Source organism: Methanothrix sp., from assembly GCF_024518575.1.
In the GTDB taxonomy this organism is placed as follows: domain Archaea; phylum Halobacteriota; class Methanosarcinia; order Methanotrichales; family Methanotrichaceae; genus Methanothrix_B.
This window is the reverse complement of record NZ_JANIHG010000015.1, coordinates 1-14,801: the sequence shown is the minus strand read 5'-3', so window position 1 is coordinate 14,801 and position 14,801 is coordinate 1. Positions and strand designations below refer to the sequence as shown.

The following is a 14,801-nucleotide window of genomic DNA, read 5'->3' as shown; positions in this document are numbered from 1 at the left end:
TCTGGTATCCAGGCCGGAGTGTTCGAGTATCACTCATCCCTGGAGCGGGCTGCGGCCTCTGCTCTTCACATCGATAAATGTGGGAAAGCCCATCGAATTCAGCTCATCCGCATCGAGGAGGACTGTGTGGCCCTGGGAATCAGAGGCTCTGAGCCATGATATCCGCCATCTCCCAGGCTCTGCGTCTGCTGGTATCCTGATATCGCCCCGGTAGAGGGGCACGCCGGTGCCCGAACCTGCTGTCTGGTTGAGCTGCACCACAGCCGACATCCCGCCAGACGGGCTGACCAGCTTTATCGCTGGGGGAGACGCTCCGATCTCAGATAGCGCGATTGAGACGTTAAGAGTATCCAGGGTGGCGTTCAGCACGCGCGGCTCGATCGTGAGATTCAGCAGATCCGGTCCGAGCCTGGCGTCATGGGAGGAGAATGCGCTCTCCTCTGCACCACCCGACGGCTCACCGCCCGCAAGGACGATCTTCTTCTCGATTGAGAAGACCCCAACCATATCATCGGTCCTGAACCCGTACATCGCGGGGTGGAGCGATGCGCCCGCCCCTTCTCCAATCCCGTAGGAGATGTGAGCCCATGCTGATGAGCTCTGAATAAGAGAAAGCATGAAGACCAGAAGCAGCGCCGTTCTGCACATCTGATGGGAGATGAGCTTCATGGTAGATGAAGGTTGCTCATAGCCTCTGGGTGAAGGCATTCGCTTCCATGAGGAAGCCGCTCCATTAAGGAAATGCAGTCCACTATGTGAACTCCCGGAGACACACAGCTGCGCCGCTGAATGTCACGAGATCCTCATGCGCCAAACATCAGGCTCATGTATTGAGCGTCCCAGATGAACATCAACGCTCTCTCCTGGATACCATGGTCGCTGCAGCCACCGCGAGCAGCGACCATAGCGCACCAGCTGCTGGAATCTGCCTCTCTGCGCCATCGCTCACGTTCTTTATCTCAGGATGCTCTCCGGCCATCTCCTCTTTAGCAATCTCCCCCTCCTCGCTCACGTTCTCGACGATCAGATGGAAGCTCCTGTAGTTTGGAGGAGAGCCCTTTGCAGCAACACCTACCTCTATCGTATGATTCGCGGGAGGGATTTCTCCTGCGGACAGGTTCACATTGAAAGTCATCCTGCCGCCAGGATAGACCCATCTGGCTCTCGTCACATTCGAGACTGATATGCCAGGGGGCAGGCCTCTGAACACGAGCCTAGCATACGCTCCATCACCGCCTATGTTCTGTATTGTTATTGGCAGTGTTATTGTTGTGTTTGGCTGAACGATCGCGTCAGGCGCGTCAATGACCTTGAAGTAAGGCGTGGCTGCTGCAGCACTCAGAGCCGCATATATAATCACAATCAGGGCGAGTTTTCTCATGGTAGTTACATCGTCAAATTTTATAAAAGCATTTCCGGCCGGTGAATCTCCATGGCCGAACATGCGGTACGGGGATTCAGGAGAGCTAATTGTCACCCTGATCTTTGAGCATGGCGATTATGCTGGATGGATTCATGCGGCTCACTTCTCGCACTTCACAAACCTATCGAGGATCCAGCGGTTTCTGACCTCCGGATCGAATAAAAGGCCGTAGACGGGGCGATCGCGGCACATAAAAGCCTCACACTTCTCCGCCACCTCAATCAGTTCAGATGGAAGCGCCAGGCGAACGCTGTGCAGATGGAACGCAGGTATCTTCCGCGGCTCTCCGAGCAGCCGTGTCTCAGCGATGATCCTCACATCATCCATCCCGATGTGGACGCCTGGCAGCACTCCCCCGCCGAGAACAGAGCATATGAGAGCTGCTCCGGTGGATATCCCCAGCATCGGGCGTTTCCATTCCTGTATCCAGGAGAGCTGCTCTGCATCATCAAGACAGCGCCTGTCTTTTAGAGCTGTCCCGCAGAGCACCACCTTGTCGTAACCAGATGGATCATCAAGCTCTCTGTAATGCAGAATATCGATCTCCGCGCCGGCCCTGCGAAGCGCAGCTGCAACTGGCTCGACGAACTCGTACCTGGAGAGCGAGCCTGCGCGATAGCAGAGGTCCAGGACAAGAATCACCGTATCATCAGCTCCTCTGCGCAACCCTGTTGTTCGGATGCCCCGGCTTCTCGGCGAGCCTCGCGGACTCGATCACGTACCTCCCCCGATTACCGCTGAAGAGCCGCGCAGCTCTGAGCACCTCCAGCCGCCGCCTGAATATTGGCCCGTCCAAGACCAGCGTCTCCAGCTCGCCACCCTCTCCCGAGGGACTTATTCCGTATCTTTTTTGAAGCATCTCAAGCTTTGCTATCATCCCATCATCAATCTCCGCGCCCAGAAAGCTCTCATCAAGAGGGTAAGCGAATACGCCCGTCACGATGACCCTGAAGCCGTGGGCTATCAGCATTTTCAGATAATCGAGCTGATCTATCTGCCAGAGCGGGTTGAAGCACCAGAGATCGAGCTCGCTGCAGATCCTCTGGATTCTAGAGGACTGATAGACAGACTCGATCGCGCCAGTCACTATCCCCTCAATACCGTAAAGCCTGCGCGCTTCGATGATCGCATCTCTCAGATCCTCCAGCTCCATCTCCTCCACCCCAGGCGTTCGCCACTTGAGGATATCAATACCAATGGCGGATGCCACGAGCTCTGCGAGCCCTATATTCGGCGTGTGGAACATGTAGCTCTCCTCATTCTCAGAGATGAGGGTGATGAGACACTTGACATCCTCCTTCTCCATCGCCCTGTAACATGCGAACACAGAGTCCTTGCCGCCGCTGAATAGAACTCCAAGGTTCATGATGTGAGCGAAGCGGGCATTGATTAAAAATATGTTCATGCTGATGCTGTGTTGAATAATTAAGAGCTCTAAGGTCGAGAGCTATCGATTTTTACTAGAATTGCAATTCGTATGAATCCCTACTATCGGATTCTCAAACATTATTCAACACAGCACATGCTGATATCGCTGATTCTCAGAAACGTGAGAACTATCTGCCGCCATCCTCAGGGACGGCGATGCCCATAGCCTCCTCCGGCGTGTAACCCTTGTGCACAACAGCGCATATCCTTCTCGTGATGAGCGAGGGGCTCTCGTGCTGGAATATGTTTCTGCCTATGGCGACGCCGCTCGCTCCGGCGTCTATTGCGTCCCGGACCATTCTCAGCAGATCCATCTCAGAGCTGACCTTGGGCCCGCCAGCCACGACCAGCGGCACAGGGCACCCATCCACGACCCGGGAGAAGCTGTCTGGATCTCCTGTGTAGGATGTTTTGACCATATCTGCTCCAAGCTCAGCGCCGACCCTGGCTGCATGTCCGACGAACTCCTCCGCGTACTCATTCGAGATCCTGCGCCCGCGCGGATACATCATCGCAATCAACGGCATCCCCCACTCCTGGCAGCTTCTCGAGACCGATCCGAGGAGGGATAGCATCTGAGCCTCGTCCTCAGCGCCGATATTGACATGAACGCTGACGCCATCTGCTCCGAGCTTTATCGCCTCCTCCACAGTGGCCACAAGCACCTTGTTGTTTGGATCCGGGCCGAGTGATGTGGATGCTGAGAGATGAACTATCAGGCCAAGATCGCGCCCGTACCCACGGTGGCCGAATATCGCAGCACCCTTATGAACAACGGCCGCATCTGCTCCGGCTGACGCAACTGCATCAACAGTGCTCTTCAGAGATCTTATGCCTCTTACCGGACCCAGAGTAACACCATGGTCCATCGGCACTATGACAGAACGCCCGGTCGCACGGTTCACAATCCTCTCAAGCCTGACAGCCTTTCCGTACATGATGCAACACCACGATCAATTATGCAATTTTTAATGCATTGATGTATCATCTTGTACTTCAAGTCCGTATTTAAACCTTCCGGCTCCTGCAGTGCTTAATTTGATCAGGGAATAAGGGTCATATGCCACGTGTTCAGATGCATATAATCCCTGCCATGAGATGCACATACAGGAAAGATAATAACCGATCAGCTCGTTATTGCACATATGAGAACCATGAGCACTCTGTTCTTGCTTCTGCTGATGATTGCAGCCATCGCAGATGCTGCCAGCGTCGAGTCGATGGCGGGAAGCGCTTCTCTTTTGAACAGCAGTTCTTCAGGAGATGAGCCGGTGATGGTCGGCGGGCCCTGTGAGTACGATATGTACAACGGGACTGCCACGATCTGTTCGGTGATGCAGACAAACGAATCGGCAGGCCAGGCCTTGGTCACAGGAGGGCCGGGATACGCCGGATACGAGGTGAGGTACACGTTCATTCCATCTGAAGACCTGCCGGTGTGGGTCTCCGATCACCTCAACCAGAGCGGTAACTGCAGTCTGCTGTTGCAGCTGTGCAACTCCTGGTACCCGGGGCCGGCATTTCTTGAGAAGTACAACATAACCGAAGGCGCAGTCTTTCAGGCCACCCTCAGGGCGATAAGGTCTGGGACCTGCACGCCAGTGGTGATCGAGCTGGAGGGTGTCGATCGGTGCGATTACTTCGAGTCAGGATCGCCCGGGACGAGCTGAATATCCTGGGAGATGTAATAGAATGCATGCAGCTGGTTCGGCGATTCAAGCAACAATCGATTCCTGGAGGCCTCTCACGGAACCATATTCGTGATATCGCGGCCACCGCCAGCGACCCGGAGTGCCAGGTAGCAGTGCTCGAGCGTCGATATGCCGCCGAAAGGAGACCTCCTGAAGCCTCCATTATCGTTCTGGAGAAGATCTACAAATGATCTGAGCCCCTGGGGTTCTCTCTTTTTCAGATGCCTAGCGATCATGCAGCCTGCGTATGTGCTCTCGAGCGTCTCTGTGGTGGATTCCGGGGTTGGTGTGTAGCCCCTTCCGGTTTCGCAGCTCTCAAGCAGCCTTGAGAGGTTTTTGACGTGAGATTCCGGGAGCTTCACCGGAAAACCTCTCTTATCGATCGCATCAAGTATCTCCAGCGCCATGTGGGCTCTAACGAGCTGACGGCTCTTTTCCAGGAGCAGAAACGCAGATCGCACGATTCTCTCCATATCTTCATCAGAATTCACAGCGCCAAGCTCGAGGCGCTTGAGAAGCGTGCCCAGGGAGGACGAGAAGATGCTGGATCCGTACATACCGTAGAGATCGTACTCGAAGTACCTGATGAGCGAAGTCTGGGGAATGAAGCACTCTATCTCGCGATGCTCTCCCCGGTACCGCCATTCGAGCTTTCCGTCGTTCAGCTCAGGCATGCATCCGGCCAGCCTCAGGCATCCTGCTGCGTAATAGGCGCGGCTGAGATCGAGATGATCGTGGCTGCAGATGAAAGAGACGATCTCATCATCTGGGGATGCAGCGTTCAGCATCCTGAGACATGCCATGGCGAAGAAGGTATCCTGAATGCTCGGCTCGGTGCCCCTGACAGAGGAGAAACCGCTCATGAAGCTGTCTTTCCAATGTATTCTCACACGCCTCTCGTTTATGTACCTCAGCAGCGCTTCCAGGTTCATCACAAACCCCCTTGACGCTCGGAGAGCCGAAACGACATCAGAAGCGTTCGAAGCGTTCGCGATGCAAGAGCAGTGAGAGCGTTCAGCTGGTTGACGACTGCTGACCCTTCACTATATCCGCGCGGGAGAATACCGTCCGGCCCCTGTAGACTATCTTCTCGATCCTGTGGTACGGTATCTCGGTGCCCATGTACGTGAAGAATGACCTGCCTAAAGTGATCTCGCTCGCTCTTGCGCGGATCCTGTCCGAAGGCGCGCCCCGGTGGAGTATCTCTATCTCTGTATCCGCCAGGTCAAGGCCGCGCCATTTCATCTCGTTCAGCACGCGCTTCGGATGCCTGCCGAATGGAAACAGCTCATCCATCGTGCTCAGAAAGTCTTTTAGAGCTGATAAGATATTCGCTCTGTATCACGCTGGTAGATTGATATGTTTCCCGAGGACGAGTACCAACTGGAATTCTTCAGGGCAGAGGGGTTTGTTCGCAAGGTGTGCGAGAGCTGCGGCGGCAGGTTCTGGACCAGGGATGCCTCGAGGAGGACCTGTGGGGATCCGCCGTGCGATCCGTACTCATTCATAGGCTCTCCTGTTTTCAGGGAGATGGGACTGGACTCAATGCGCGAGCATTACCTGAGATTCTTCGAGGCGCACGGTCACACCAGGGTACCGAGGTATCCTGTGGTTGCGAGATGGAGGGACGATATCTACCTCACCATAGCATCGATAGCCGACTTCCAGCCCTTTGTCACATCCGGCCAGGTCCCGCCGCCAGCCAACCCTCTCACCATCTCCCAGCCCTGTATCAGGCTGGACGATCTCGATTCCGTGGGACGGAGCGGCAGGCACCTCACGACGTTTGAGATGATGGCGCATCACGTCTTCAACACAAAGGAGCACGAGATCTACTGGAAGGACAGGACCGTGGAGCTGTGTGATGAGCTCCTCCTCGGGCTGGGAGTGAATCCTGAGATCATTACATACAAAGAGTCCCCATGGGCTGGAGGTGGCAACGCGGGACCGAGCCTTGAGGTGCTCGTTGGTGGTCTTGAGCTCGCGACCCTGGTCTTCATGAATCTGAGGCTCGATTCCAGGGGAGAGTACCTCATAAAGGGTGAGCGCTACAGCCGCATGGACAACTACATCGTGGACACAGGCTACGGGCTCGAGAGGTTCGTCTGGGCGTCGAAGGGATCTCCCACGATATACGACGCTGTCTTCCCTGATGTGGTGAAATCCCTATCAGATATGGCAGGTCTGGAGCACGATCTCCAGGATCCGGAGTACGCGGAGATCTTCGCGAGAAACGCCAGGCTCGCAGGAATGATGGATCTCAGCGGGGCATCGCTGAGGGATCTGAGAAAGAGGATCGCGGAGAGCATAAACACGACTCCAGAGAGGCTCGAACGCATAATGGCGCCCATGGAGAGGATCTATGCGATCGCGGATCACACCAGATGCCTGGCATACATGCTCGGAGACGGCATAATACCGTCGAACGTCAAGGCCGGCTACCTCGCGAGGCTCGTGATTCGCAGAACCCTCCGGATGATGAAGGATCTCAAGCTGGAGATCCCGCTTTCAGAGATCGTCGAGATGCAGATATCCAGGCTCGACTACGATGACTGGAGGGAGCGGATGGAGACGATCTCAGAGATCCTCTCGCTTGAGGAGGAGAGGTATGCTGAGACCCTTGAGAAGGGGAGCCGGATGGTCTCGAAGATCGCATCGCATTACTCGAAGAAAGGCGGTCGAATACCACTCACAGAGCTCGTATCCCTCTACGATACCCATGGTATTCCTCCAGAGATCGCGAAGGAGACCGCAGGCGCGCTCGGCGTGGATGTGGAGCTTCCGGATAACTTCTACTCCATAGTCGCATCGACCCACAGCAGGGCCGAGCAGAAGGAGGTGGAGACACGCTCACCACCGTTCGATAGGACAGAGCGCCTCTTCTACTACAAACCCTTCGACCAGGAGTTCGAGGCGACAGTTCTCGGAGTATTCGAGGGCTCTGTTGTTCTTGACAGAACCCTATTCTACCCTGAAGGAGGAGGCCAGCCCGCTGATCATGGCGTCCTCGAGAAAGATGGGAAGATCTTCAACGTCACTGATGTCCAGATGATCGATGGCGTTGTTCTCCATCGGGTGGAGCCAGAGGGGCTCTCCCCCGGCGACAGAGTCACCGGAAGGATCGATATGCGCAGGAGAATGGCGCACGCTAGGCACCACACTGCCACACATATCATCAACGACTCCGCAAAGCGTGTCCTGGGGAGACATGTCTGGCAGGCCGGCGCTCAGAAGAGCGAGGACCGGGCCAGGCTGGACATATCCCATTACAGGAGGATCTCTGATGAGGAGCTGAAGGCGATAGAGCTCGAGGCGAACCGGCGCGTGATGGAGATGATTCCGGTGAGCGCAGAGTTCATGCCGCGCGAGGAGGCCGAGAGGCTCTTCGGCTTCCAGCTCTACCAGGGAGGCGTGCCTCCAGGCAGGGAGATCCGCGTCGTCAGGGTGGGATCTGACATAGAGGCCTGCGCCGGCACACATGTCACAAACACAGGGATGATCGGCCCGATAAAGATACTCAGGACAGAAAGGGTCCAGGATGGCGTGGAGCGGATAGAGTTCGCAGCTGGAGAGGCAGCTGTCCGCAGAATACAGGAGAGGGACGATATTCTCGCAGAGGCTGCATCAGTTCTGAGGGTGCCGATAGAGCAGCTTCCCAAGACTGTATCCAGGTTCTTTGAGGAGTGGAAGGAACAGCAGAAGGAGATAGAGCATCTGAAAGAGGAGATTGCAAGGGTCAGGATACTGACGCTCTCCGCAGAGGCTGTGGATGTGAATGGTGTGAGGATCGTCGCCAGGGACCTGGGAGAATCAGATGGCGAGACCCTGCTAAAGGCCGCGACTATGCTCTCAGAGAGCGATATGGTCGCGATACTCGGCGGGGCCAGCGGCGGCGCAGCCAAGATCGTGGTATCTGTGGGAAGGTCCGGGATCGAGAGGGGGATGAACGCTGCTGATATCGTTAGGGCCGCTGCAAAGTACATCGGCGGAGGGGGAGGAGGGAAGCCGGATCTGGCGCAGGGCGGAGGACCGAACGTCGGAGGGTTGAAGGCGGCTATAGATGCCGGACTAAGCGCAGCCCGAAAGGTGATCCAGTGCTAGGCGATCCGGAATTGGAGAGAAATCTGCATGCCAGATCGCATCAATCCTCCTGAGGAGGTGAGCAGGGCGCAGATCTGACGCGCCCGCTTCTATGGACGAGGATGTGTTAAAAAAATACAGAACAGCAGGCAGGATACTCGCAGATGTTATTGGCAGAGCCTCTGCGCGAATAGACGTCGGCGTGTCGCTTCTGGAGATCGCGAATTACGTGGAGAACTGCATACGGGAGCTGGGCGGGGAGCCTGCATTCCCGTGCAACATATCTCGAGATCGCGAGGCTGCTCATTACACCCCAAAAGCGAATGATGATGCCATCTTCGGTGAGGAGATGGTAAAGCTTGACATAGGGGTACATGTCGATGGCTACATCGCGGATGCAGCTGTGACCGTAGACCTGAGCGGCCATCCGGAGCTCGTGGAGGCGTCAAGAGCAGCGCTGGATGCGGCTCTTGAGCTGGTCGCGCCCGGGGTGAGCACATGTGAAATAGGGAGGGCCATAGAGTCAGCGATCGAGGGATACGGATTCAGGCCTGTCTCGAACCTGACCGGCCATGGGCTATCCAGGTTCAATGCGCACACAGAGCCGACCGTGCCCAACAGGTCCTGCACATCTGGCGTGGAGCTCAGGCCTGGTGATGTGATCGCGATAGAGCCGTTTGCGACGAACGGCTCAGGAAGGATATCTGATGCGCCTGTGGTCGAGATATTTGGATTCACATCCCGCAGGCCTGTCAGGGACAGGAGGGCAAGGGCGCTGCTTGCCGAGATCGAGACGAGGTTCGATGGGCTGCCGTTCGCCCGGCGCTGGCTGAGGGGGGAGAGCATAGATTATTCCCTCCAAAGACTGATCCGTGCCGGGGCTGTTCACACATATCCTGTGCTCTGGGAGATCGAGGGCGCGATGGTCTCGCAGGCGGAGCATACCGTGATAGTGACGGAGAGCGGATGCGAGATCATAACCCGTTAGCTCATATCTCCTCCTCGAGCGGGCTTCCGTCCTCCTCCTTGTAGCTCGTGTCTCCGACCATCGCAGCTGCTATCGCATCTATCCCGTCGAGCAGCTCTGCAACAATGCAGTAATCCATATCCGGGATCTCCGGAGGCTTCTCTCCAGCTATAACCCTGGCGCCTATGTTTGCCACCACGGCCAGGGCATCCTCGAGCCTTCCATCGGTCTCGGCCTTCACAGCATCGCTGATCATCTCTCCCATTTTCCGATCTCTGTCGTAATCCCCCAGGATGTAGCTGTTGCAAGATTCGAAGACTGCAGCCAGTGATGTTCTCAGAGAGGCGAGCATCATATCCGCATCCTCGCCCAGGCTCTCGTGCTCCGCCAGGACGATGTCTCTTATGCCCCTTATCGCTGCAAGCGCCTCATTCTGGCTGATTATGCCCTTCTCGAATCTGGCTATCACCTTCAGACATGCCAGTATCACATCGTCCATGATGTACACAAAGACAGCCCCTGCAGCGTCCTGCTCAGACTCGGGGAGCTTGAACTGGCTCTCCTTTACCTTGTTCATCCAGTTCAGCCAGCGCTTCTGTGTGTAGAACTCCTCCTTCATGCTATCCTCCTTCTGGATGCTATCTGTACGCATCGACCAGCGCCACCCTCTCCAGAACCAGATCGGATATCCTGTCCTCTCCAGCGGCCTCCATCTCGGCATCTGATATATCGTAAAATCTCCTCACCCGGTCAGCATCGAAGCGTATCCCTCGATCATCCGGCTCTATGAGCGTCTTTGCGATCTTACTGACCTCATCATCCTCGAGATCGTCAACGATGAGCAGGGCCACACGCTCTGTCGCGTCTGATACACCAAGAGATAACGCCTTCTCTATCTGTCTCTGGCCGGATGCGTATCTCAGGATCTCGATGCCGAGGTCCTTCGCCACGTTTCTGCCCTCTTGAAAGGCTGCTATGGCCTTCTCGGCTGCATAAAACACATGCCTCTCGCTCACTACCATCGCAGCATCCAGGGCCTGGATCAGATAGCCCCTGGATCTGAGGCTCTTTATGGCGTTCACTATGCCCGGAATCGGCCTGCCGAAGAGTAGCCGCATAACAACCCGAAGATGCCCTGGTTTTTAATAGGTTGTGGTACGCTCGGACTTAGCGCGGCTGGGAGCTATCTTTCTGGGAGTGGGAGAGGGCGAAGCGAGAAGATCCCGCCTGAGGAAGTGAGCGAAGCCCTACCACTTCGGAGCGATGCCTATATTACCTGAGGACGACTTATTCCACTTCAAGATGTGATCTGGGAAGGCTGGAAGTGCTGACTGAGGATCGATCACACGTAACATGAGACTGGGAACGCAGTCTCTGGCGAAGGCCTAGAAGCTCCGGCATTTGGGCCGGGGAGCGTTCACCCCACGGAAAATGATCACAGTGGTGCGATGTCTGAGATCAGACCCTCTGCGTTTCTAATAGATCTCGATGGTGTGCTTTATGTAGGAAGGAGCCCGGTTCCCGGAGCGAGGGAGTGCCTGGAGCTGATGGAGGAGCGGGGGTACAGATTCCGGTTCATCTCAAACTCAACCCGCAGATGCAGAGCCTCTGTTGCGAGGCGTCTCTCAGAGATGGGCTACAGTATACAGCCTGAGCGCATCTTCACGCCATCTGTTGCAGCAATCGAAAAGATTCTTCGATCTGGGAAGAGGAGATGCTATCTCCTCTCAACCGGGGATCTCCACAGGGACTTCGAGGATGCTGGTATAGTGCTTGCAGATGAGGATGTGGACTTCGTGGTCGTAGGAGATGCTGGAAGCAGATTCACATTTGAGCATCTTAACATTGCATTCAATCACGTCCTGGAGGGCGCTGATATGATAGCTCTTGAGATGGACCGGTACTGGCGGGACTCTGATGGGCTGGTCCTCTCAGCTGGGCCGTTTGTTGCAGCGCTCGAGTATGCGACCGGAAAGAGAGCGACGCTCGTGGGCAAGCCATCGCCGGATTTCTTCAACATGTCGCTCAGGGACATGGGCGTGAGGGCATGCGAGGCTGCAATGGTCGGGGACGACATAATCACAGACGTGGGCGGAGCCCAGAGGGCCGGCATGCTCGGCATTCTCGTCAGAACTGGAAAGTACCGGCCCGAGCTTGTGGAGAGCTCCGGAGTGACCCCAGACTGCGTTCTGGACTCGATCGCGGATCTTGTGAGATGGCTCTGAGAGGCGCTGCCTGAGCGATGGGGGGCTCAGGCCAAACCGGCAGGCTTCATGCTCCTCTCGGCCCGAGGACCTTTCTGAGAAAGAGGCCAGGACCCCTTTGCTGCTCTTTCCTGGGCGCAGGGCCTTTAACCGGATGCTCTGTCATCACTATCGGGGTGCTGACGCCGCCATGCCTCGACCTTCTGGGCCGGATGTTCACCACAATGGGCCTCTCGATCTCATTGCTGACGATCATAGCCGTCCCCGGAGGCAGCCTCTTGATCTCCTCCTCCAGCTCGGAGCTCATCCCCTCCAGCCCTTTCGATAAAGCTTTGAGATCGTTTGGATTGGTCACACGCATTATTATCTGGGTGTTGCACTGAGAGAGCACGTTCTTATCGACCCTCGCAGGCCTCTGGCTTATTATCATCAGGCCCATGCCGAATTTACGCCCCTCTGCAGCGATAGTTCTTATTATCGATGTTGACGCTGCCTTGCCAGTTCCCCTCTCGGGTATGTAGTTGTGGGCCTCCTCTACGACAACCATCCCGGGGCAGACCCTTCCAAGCTTCCGCGCCTCGAAGAGGTCTGTGAGCAGCTTTGCAACTATCATCGGCTGCATCTCCTGTGGGACTCCGGTCATGTCGATCACAGAGGCATGGCCCCGCTGGAGAAGCTCCTCAGGCCTCGTCGGCTCTCCTGAAAAGATGCCCATCTCGAGGAGCTGCTCGAGCTGCCCGATCAGCGTCCACTTCGACTTGGAGCTGGACCTCTCAACCTGCTTTATTATATCCTCGAGATCGTAGCTCTCCCTCTCCGCTTTCAGAGCTGCTATCGCCTCGTAGAGAAGAGCCACAGATCCATTGGTCGGGTCGTCGGGGAGCATCCTGGCTATATCCCTGGCGGAGAGGTTCAGTCCATCGAATCTGAACGGCCTGTCCGCCCTCGGGTTTACCGCAAGATTCGCTGGTGTGTACACTGTTATGTTGTAGCCCTTTGGCTTCACACCAAACCTGCTGAATTCTCCCTCCCTGTTCGGATACCTCATCGAGCCGTACTCGCCGTGCGTGTCTATCACAAGAAGCGCCACGCCCTTATCGAGCAGCTCCTCCAGTATCACTGCAGCAGTGTACGACTTGCCGCTGCCGGTCTTCGCCAGAACGCTGCAGTGCTTCTGCACAAGGGTATTGGCATCCAGCTCCACCCTGAGGTCGTGCCCTTTCAGGATGCCTATGTACATATCGCCCTTTGAAAGCCCAAGTGCAGCAGCTATCATCTTCTCATCTGCAGCATAAACCTCCTCGCCAGGCCTCGGCGGCGTTGCGGGCGCTCTTATGCGACCATCTGAGGGCACGCCGATAACACGCGCGTCTGCGACGACCCACTCCCTGCATGTCTGGGTGCAGCCCCTCTCCATGTGAGCGATGCTGTACGCGGTGTTCGATCTTCTTATCTCCTCAACCTGGGCCAGTATCCAGCTCTTGCCATCGCCCCTTACCTTCACATAGTCTCCCCTGCCCACAGCTCCGTGAATCATGAATTTGAACTGCAGTGGGCTTGTCTCACCCACTATAACGCCAACAGAACCTCGCAAGAACCATCACCGCTGCTCAGCTACTCCCTATGATTGATCTGTGCTCCAACTTAATTATATTTTCCCTCTAAAGAGGTCAGGCCGTGGAGGTCAGCTCCCTCAGCTTCCTTATCGACTCCATCGCCTTTGCAGACTCCTTAAGCTTCTGATCCTCAAAGTGCTTTATGATCTCGTCTATCGAGACCTTAAGTGTGTATACCTTCATCGGCCTGCCCTTGCCCTCGCCCTTGACATCGCGCTCCTCTATCCACCCATTCTGTCTGAGGTACCTCATCCCTATGCTGACCTCTGGCTGCCTGAGCCCTGTGCCCATCTCGATCTCCCTCGAAGAGACCTCCTTCGCATTTGACAGATACGTGAGCAGAGCCGCAACATTCCTCTGCACACCAAGGCTTCTCAGCGCCTCGATGAACTCCAGATCCCGATCATCCAGCACCTTTACAGTGTAATCCTTCATCCACGACCACCATTAACCAAAGAGCTTTTACATATAATAGAAATAACGTAATCATATAAATAATTTGTTTTGAAACTTGTAGATATTTATAGAAAGTGTGCATCTGCATCTCGCAGTGCTCGAACCTCCAGCAGTTCAGCAGTTCATGCGAAGGAGGCGGTCTTTAGGAACCACCTCTCAGAGGTCACCGCTCTCTGAGATGATACCGCATGAACGCTGCGAGGAGACATGCTCTTGATCTCTGCGTGACGTAACAAGCTAGTTACCATGAAAGAGCTCGATTGGCATCATGATTTTTTACCATTGCTGTGTTGGATAAATTTTTCAGAATTCCATCTCTAGGCATCGATTCTTGGCTAATTTCCATCTTTACCCTAATGGCCTTCCGGTTACGAATTTTAGGACTTATCCAATACAGCAACGTGCGCCGTTTTCGTCGTGTACCTCATCGAGATCCGCGGCGTTCGATCGGACACATATCATCGAAACCTTCAGCTCTCAGTCCGTCTGGACTCAGGGGATTTCTCCGTGCATAGCTGTCGATTCCAGCGATCCCATTCGGGTATTTGACCACCGCCTCCTCTTCTCATTCCATATTTGAAGTCTGGAGGATCCACGTTCAGGCCCTCCGCGCCACGGGTTAAAGTTATATACAAAACCCATGATGAATCAGTGACATAACAATAGCGTTATGTTGGATTACATGCGCTTGTAGCAGGGAGGACCAGACATGAGAATTTTTATATGCAAAGCACTGCTCCTGATGGTGGTTTTATCTGCAATGATGCTCACAGCCTCCGCTCAGGAGGATTCGCGGGCTGTCCAGGGATATGATGTAGATCAGTACTTCAGGCAGAAGCCGACCTACGATATACAGCAGTTCGTCAGGACCAGGGATACGTACGATGTTGAGATGTACTTCAGACAGAAGCCGCTTTACGACGTACAGGCGTACTT

16 protein-coding genes are annotated in these 14,801 nt (G+C 55.3%); 5 read left to right on the top strand and 11 right to left on the bottom strand.

What is annotated here, in order from left to right; all coding sequences use genetic code 11:
- Positions 1-33: 33 nt before the first annotated feature.
- The 5 genes from NQU42_RS04595 to NQU42_RS04575 form a co-directional block, all read right to left on the bottom strand.
- On the bottom strand, positions 34-648 hold the full coding sequence (locus NQU42_RS04595) for a hypothetical protein (protein WP_296609440.1): 615 nt from the start codon (positions 646-648) through the stop codon (positions 34-36).
- A gap of 202 nt (positions 649-850) precedes the next feature.
- The gene (locus NQU42_RS04590; RefSeq protein ID WP_296609439.1) at positions 851-1,381 is read right to left on the bottom strand and encodes a hypothetical protein; all 531 of its coding nucleotides are present in this window, start codon (positions 1,379-1,381) and stop codon (positions 851-853) included.
- A gap of 141 nt (positions 1,382-1,522) precedes the next feature.
- Positions 1,523-2,089 (bottom strand): hypothetical protein, encoded by a 567-nt coding sequence (locus NQU42_RS04585; RefSeq protein WP_296609437.1) that lies wholly within the window; start codon positions 2,087-2,089, stop codon positions 1,523-1,525.
- A complete protein-coding gene (locus NQU42_RS04580; protein WP_296609436.1) occupies positions 2,073-2,789 on the bottom strand; it encodes a diphthine--ammonia ligase in 717 nt (238 codons plus the stop codon). Before NQU42_RS04580 ends, NQU42_RS04585 begins: the two co-directional genes overlap by 17 nt.
- A gap of 190 nt (positions 2,790-2,979) precedes the next feature.
- Positions 2,980-3,789, bottom strand: a complete 810-nt coding sequence (locus NQU42_RS04575; protein ID WP_296609434.1) for a 2-amino-3,7-dideoxy-D-threo-hept-6-ulosonate synthase — start codon at positions 3,787-3,789, stop codon at positions 2,980-2,982.
- 207 nt (positions 3,790-3,996) lie between these two features.
- Between NQU42_RS04575 and NQU42_RS04570 the strand changes: the two genes are divergently transcribed.
- Positions 3,997-4,521 (top strand): hypothetical protein, encoded by a 525-nt coding sequence (locus NQU42_RS04570; RefSeq protein WP_296609432.1) that lies wholly within the window; start codon positions 3,997-3,999, stop codon positions 4,519-4,521.
- Positions 4,522-4,595: 74 nt separating this feature from the next.
- On the opposite strand, the gene NQU42_RS04565 is transcribed toward NQU42_RS04570, so the two are convergent.
- Together NQU42_RS04565 and NQU42_RS04560 are read right to left on the bottom strand one after the other, a co-directional pair.
- The gene (locus NQU42_RS04565) at positions 4,596-5,474 is read right to left on the bottom strand and encodes a hypothetical protein (RefSeq protein ID WP_296609431.1); all 879 of its coding nucleotides are present in this window, start codon (positions 5,472-5,474) and stop codon (positions 4,596-4,598) included.
- An 82-nt stretch (positions 5,475-5,556) separates the two neighbouring features.
- Entirely contained in the window at positions 5,557-5,838 is a 282-nt protein-coding gene (locus NQU42_RS04560) for an RNA repair domain-containing protein (protein WP_296609429.1), read from the bottom strand.
- A 63-nt stretch (positions 5,839-5,901) separates the two neighbouring features.
- Here NQU42_RS04560 and alaS point away from each other — a divergent pair, with 63 nt between their 5' ends.
- Positions 5,902-8,643 (top strand): alanine--tRNA ligase, encoded by a 2,742-nt coding sequence (gene alaS, locus NQU42_RS04555; RefSeq protein ID WP_296609427.1) that lies wholly within the window; start codon positions 5,902-5,904, stop codon positions 8,641-8,643.
- Positions 8,644-8,734: 91 nt separating this feature from the next.
- Positions 8,735-9,610, top strand: coding sequence for a type II methionyl aminopeptidase (gene map, locus NQU42_RS04550; protein WP_296609426.1), 876 nt, complete (start codon positions 8,735-8,737; stop codon positions 9,608-9,610).
- 1 nt (position 9,611) lies between these two features.
- Here map and NQU42_RS04545 read toward each other — a convergent pair whose 3' ends face one another.
- Both NQU42_RS04545 and cgi121 read right to left on the bottom strand, forming a co-directional pair.
- On the bottom strand, positions 9,612-10,241 hold the full coding sequence (locus NQU42_RS04545; RefSeq protein WP_296609424.1) for a DUF2150 family protein: 630 nt from the start codon (positions 10,239-10,241) through the stop codon (positions 9,612-9,614).
- Positions 10,228-10,707, bottom strand: a complete 480-nt coding sequence (cgi121, locus tag NQU42_RS04540; protein ID WP_296609422.1) for a KEOPS complex subunit Cgi121 — start codon at positions 10,705-10,707, stop codon at positions 10,228-10,230. The genes NQU42_RS04545 and cgi121 overlap by 14 nt, the downstream gene beginning before the upstream one ends.
- 330 nt (positions 10,708-11,037) lie before the next feature.
- Between cgi121 and NQU42_RS04535 the strand changes: the two genes are divergently transcribed.
- Positions 11,038-11,814, top strand: a complete 777-nt coding sequence (locus tag NQU42_RS04535; protein WP_296609421.1) for a TIGR01458 family HAD-type hydrolase — start codon at positions 11,038-11,040, stop codon at positions 11,812-11,814.
- Between the two features lie 46 nt (positions 11,815-11,860).
- On the opposite strand, the gene NQU42_RS04530 is transcribed toward NQU42_RS04535, so the two are convergent.
- The gene (locus tag NQU42_RS04530; protein WP_296609419.1) at positions 11,861-13,387 is read right to left on the bottom strand and encodes a DUF87 domain-containing protein; all 1,527 of its coding nucleotides are present in this window, start codon (positions 13,385-13,387) and stop codon (positions 11,861-11,863) included.
- 76 nt (positions 13,388-13,463) lie between these two features.
- Complete coding sequence (locus NQU42_RS04525; protein ID WP_296609418.1) at positions 13,464-13,844, bottom strand: ArsR family transcriptional regulator; 381 nt, start codon at positions 13,842-13,844, stop codon at positions 13,464-13,466.
- A gap of 763 nt (positions 13,845-14,607) precedes the next feature.
- On the opposite strand from NQU42_RS04525, the gene NQU42_RS04520 reads away from it, so the two are divergent.
- The coding region (locus tag NQU42_RS04520; protein ID WP_296609416.1) for a hypothetical protein at positions 14,608-14,801 on the top strand (194 nt) is incomplete at its 3' end.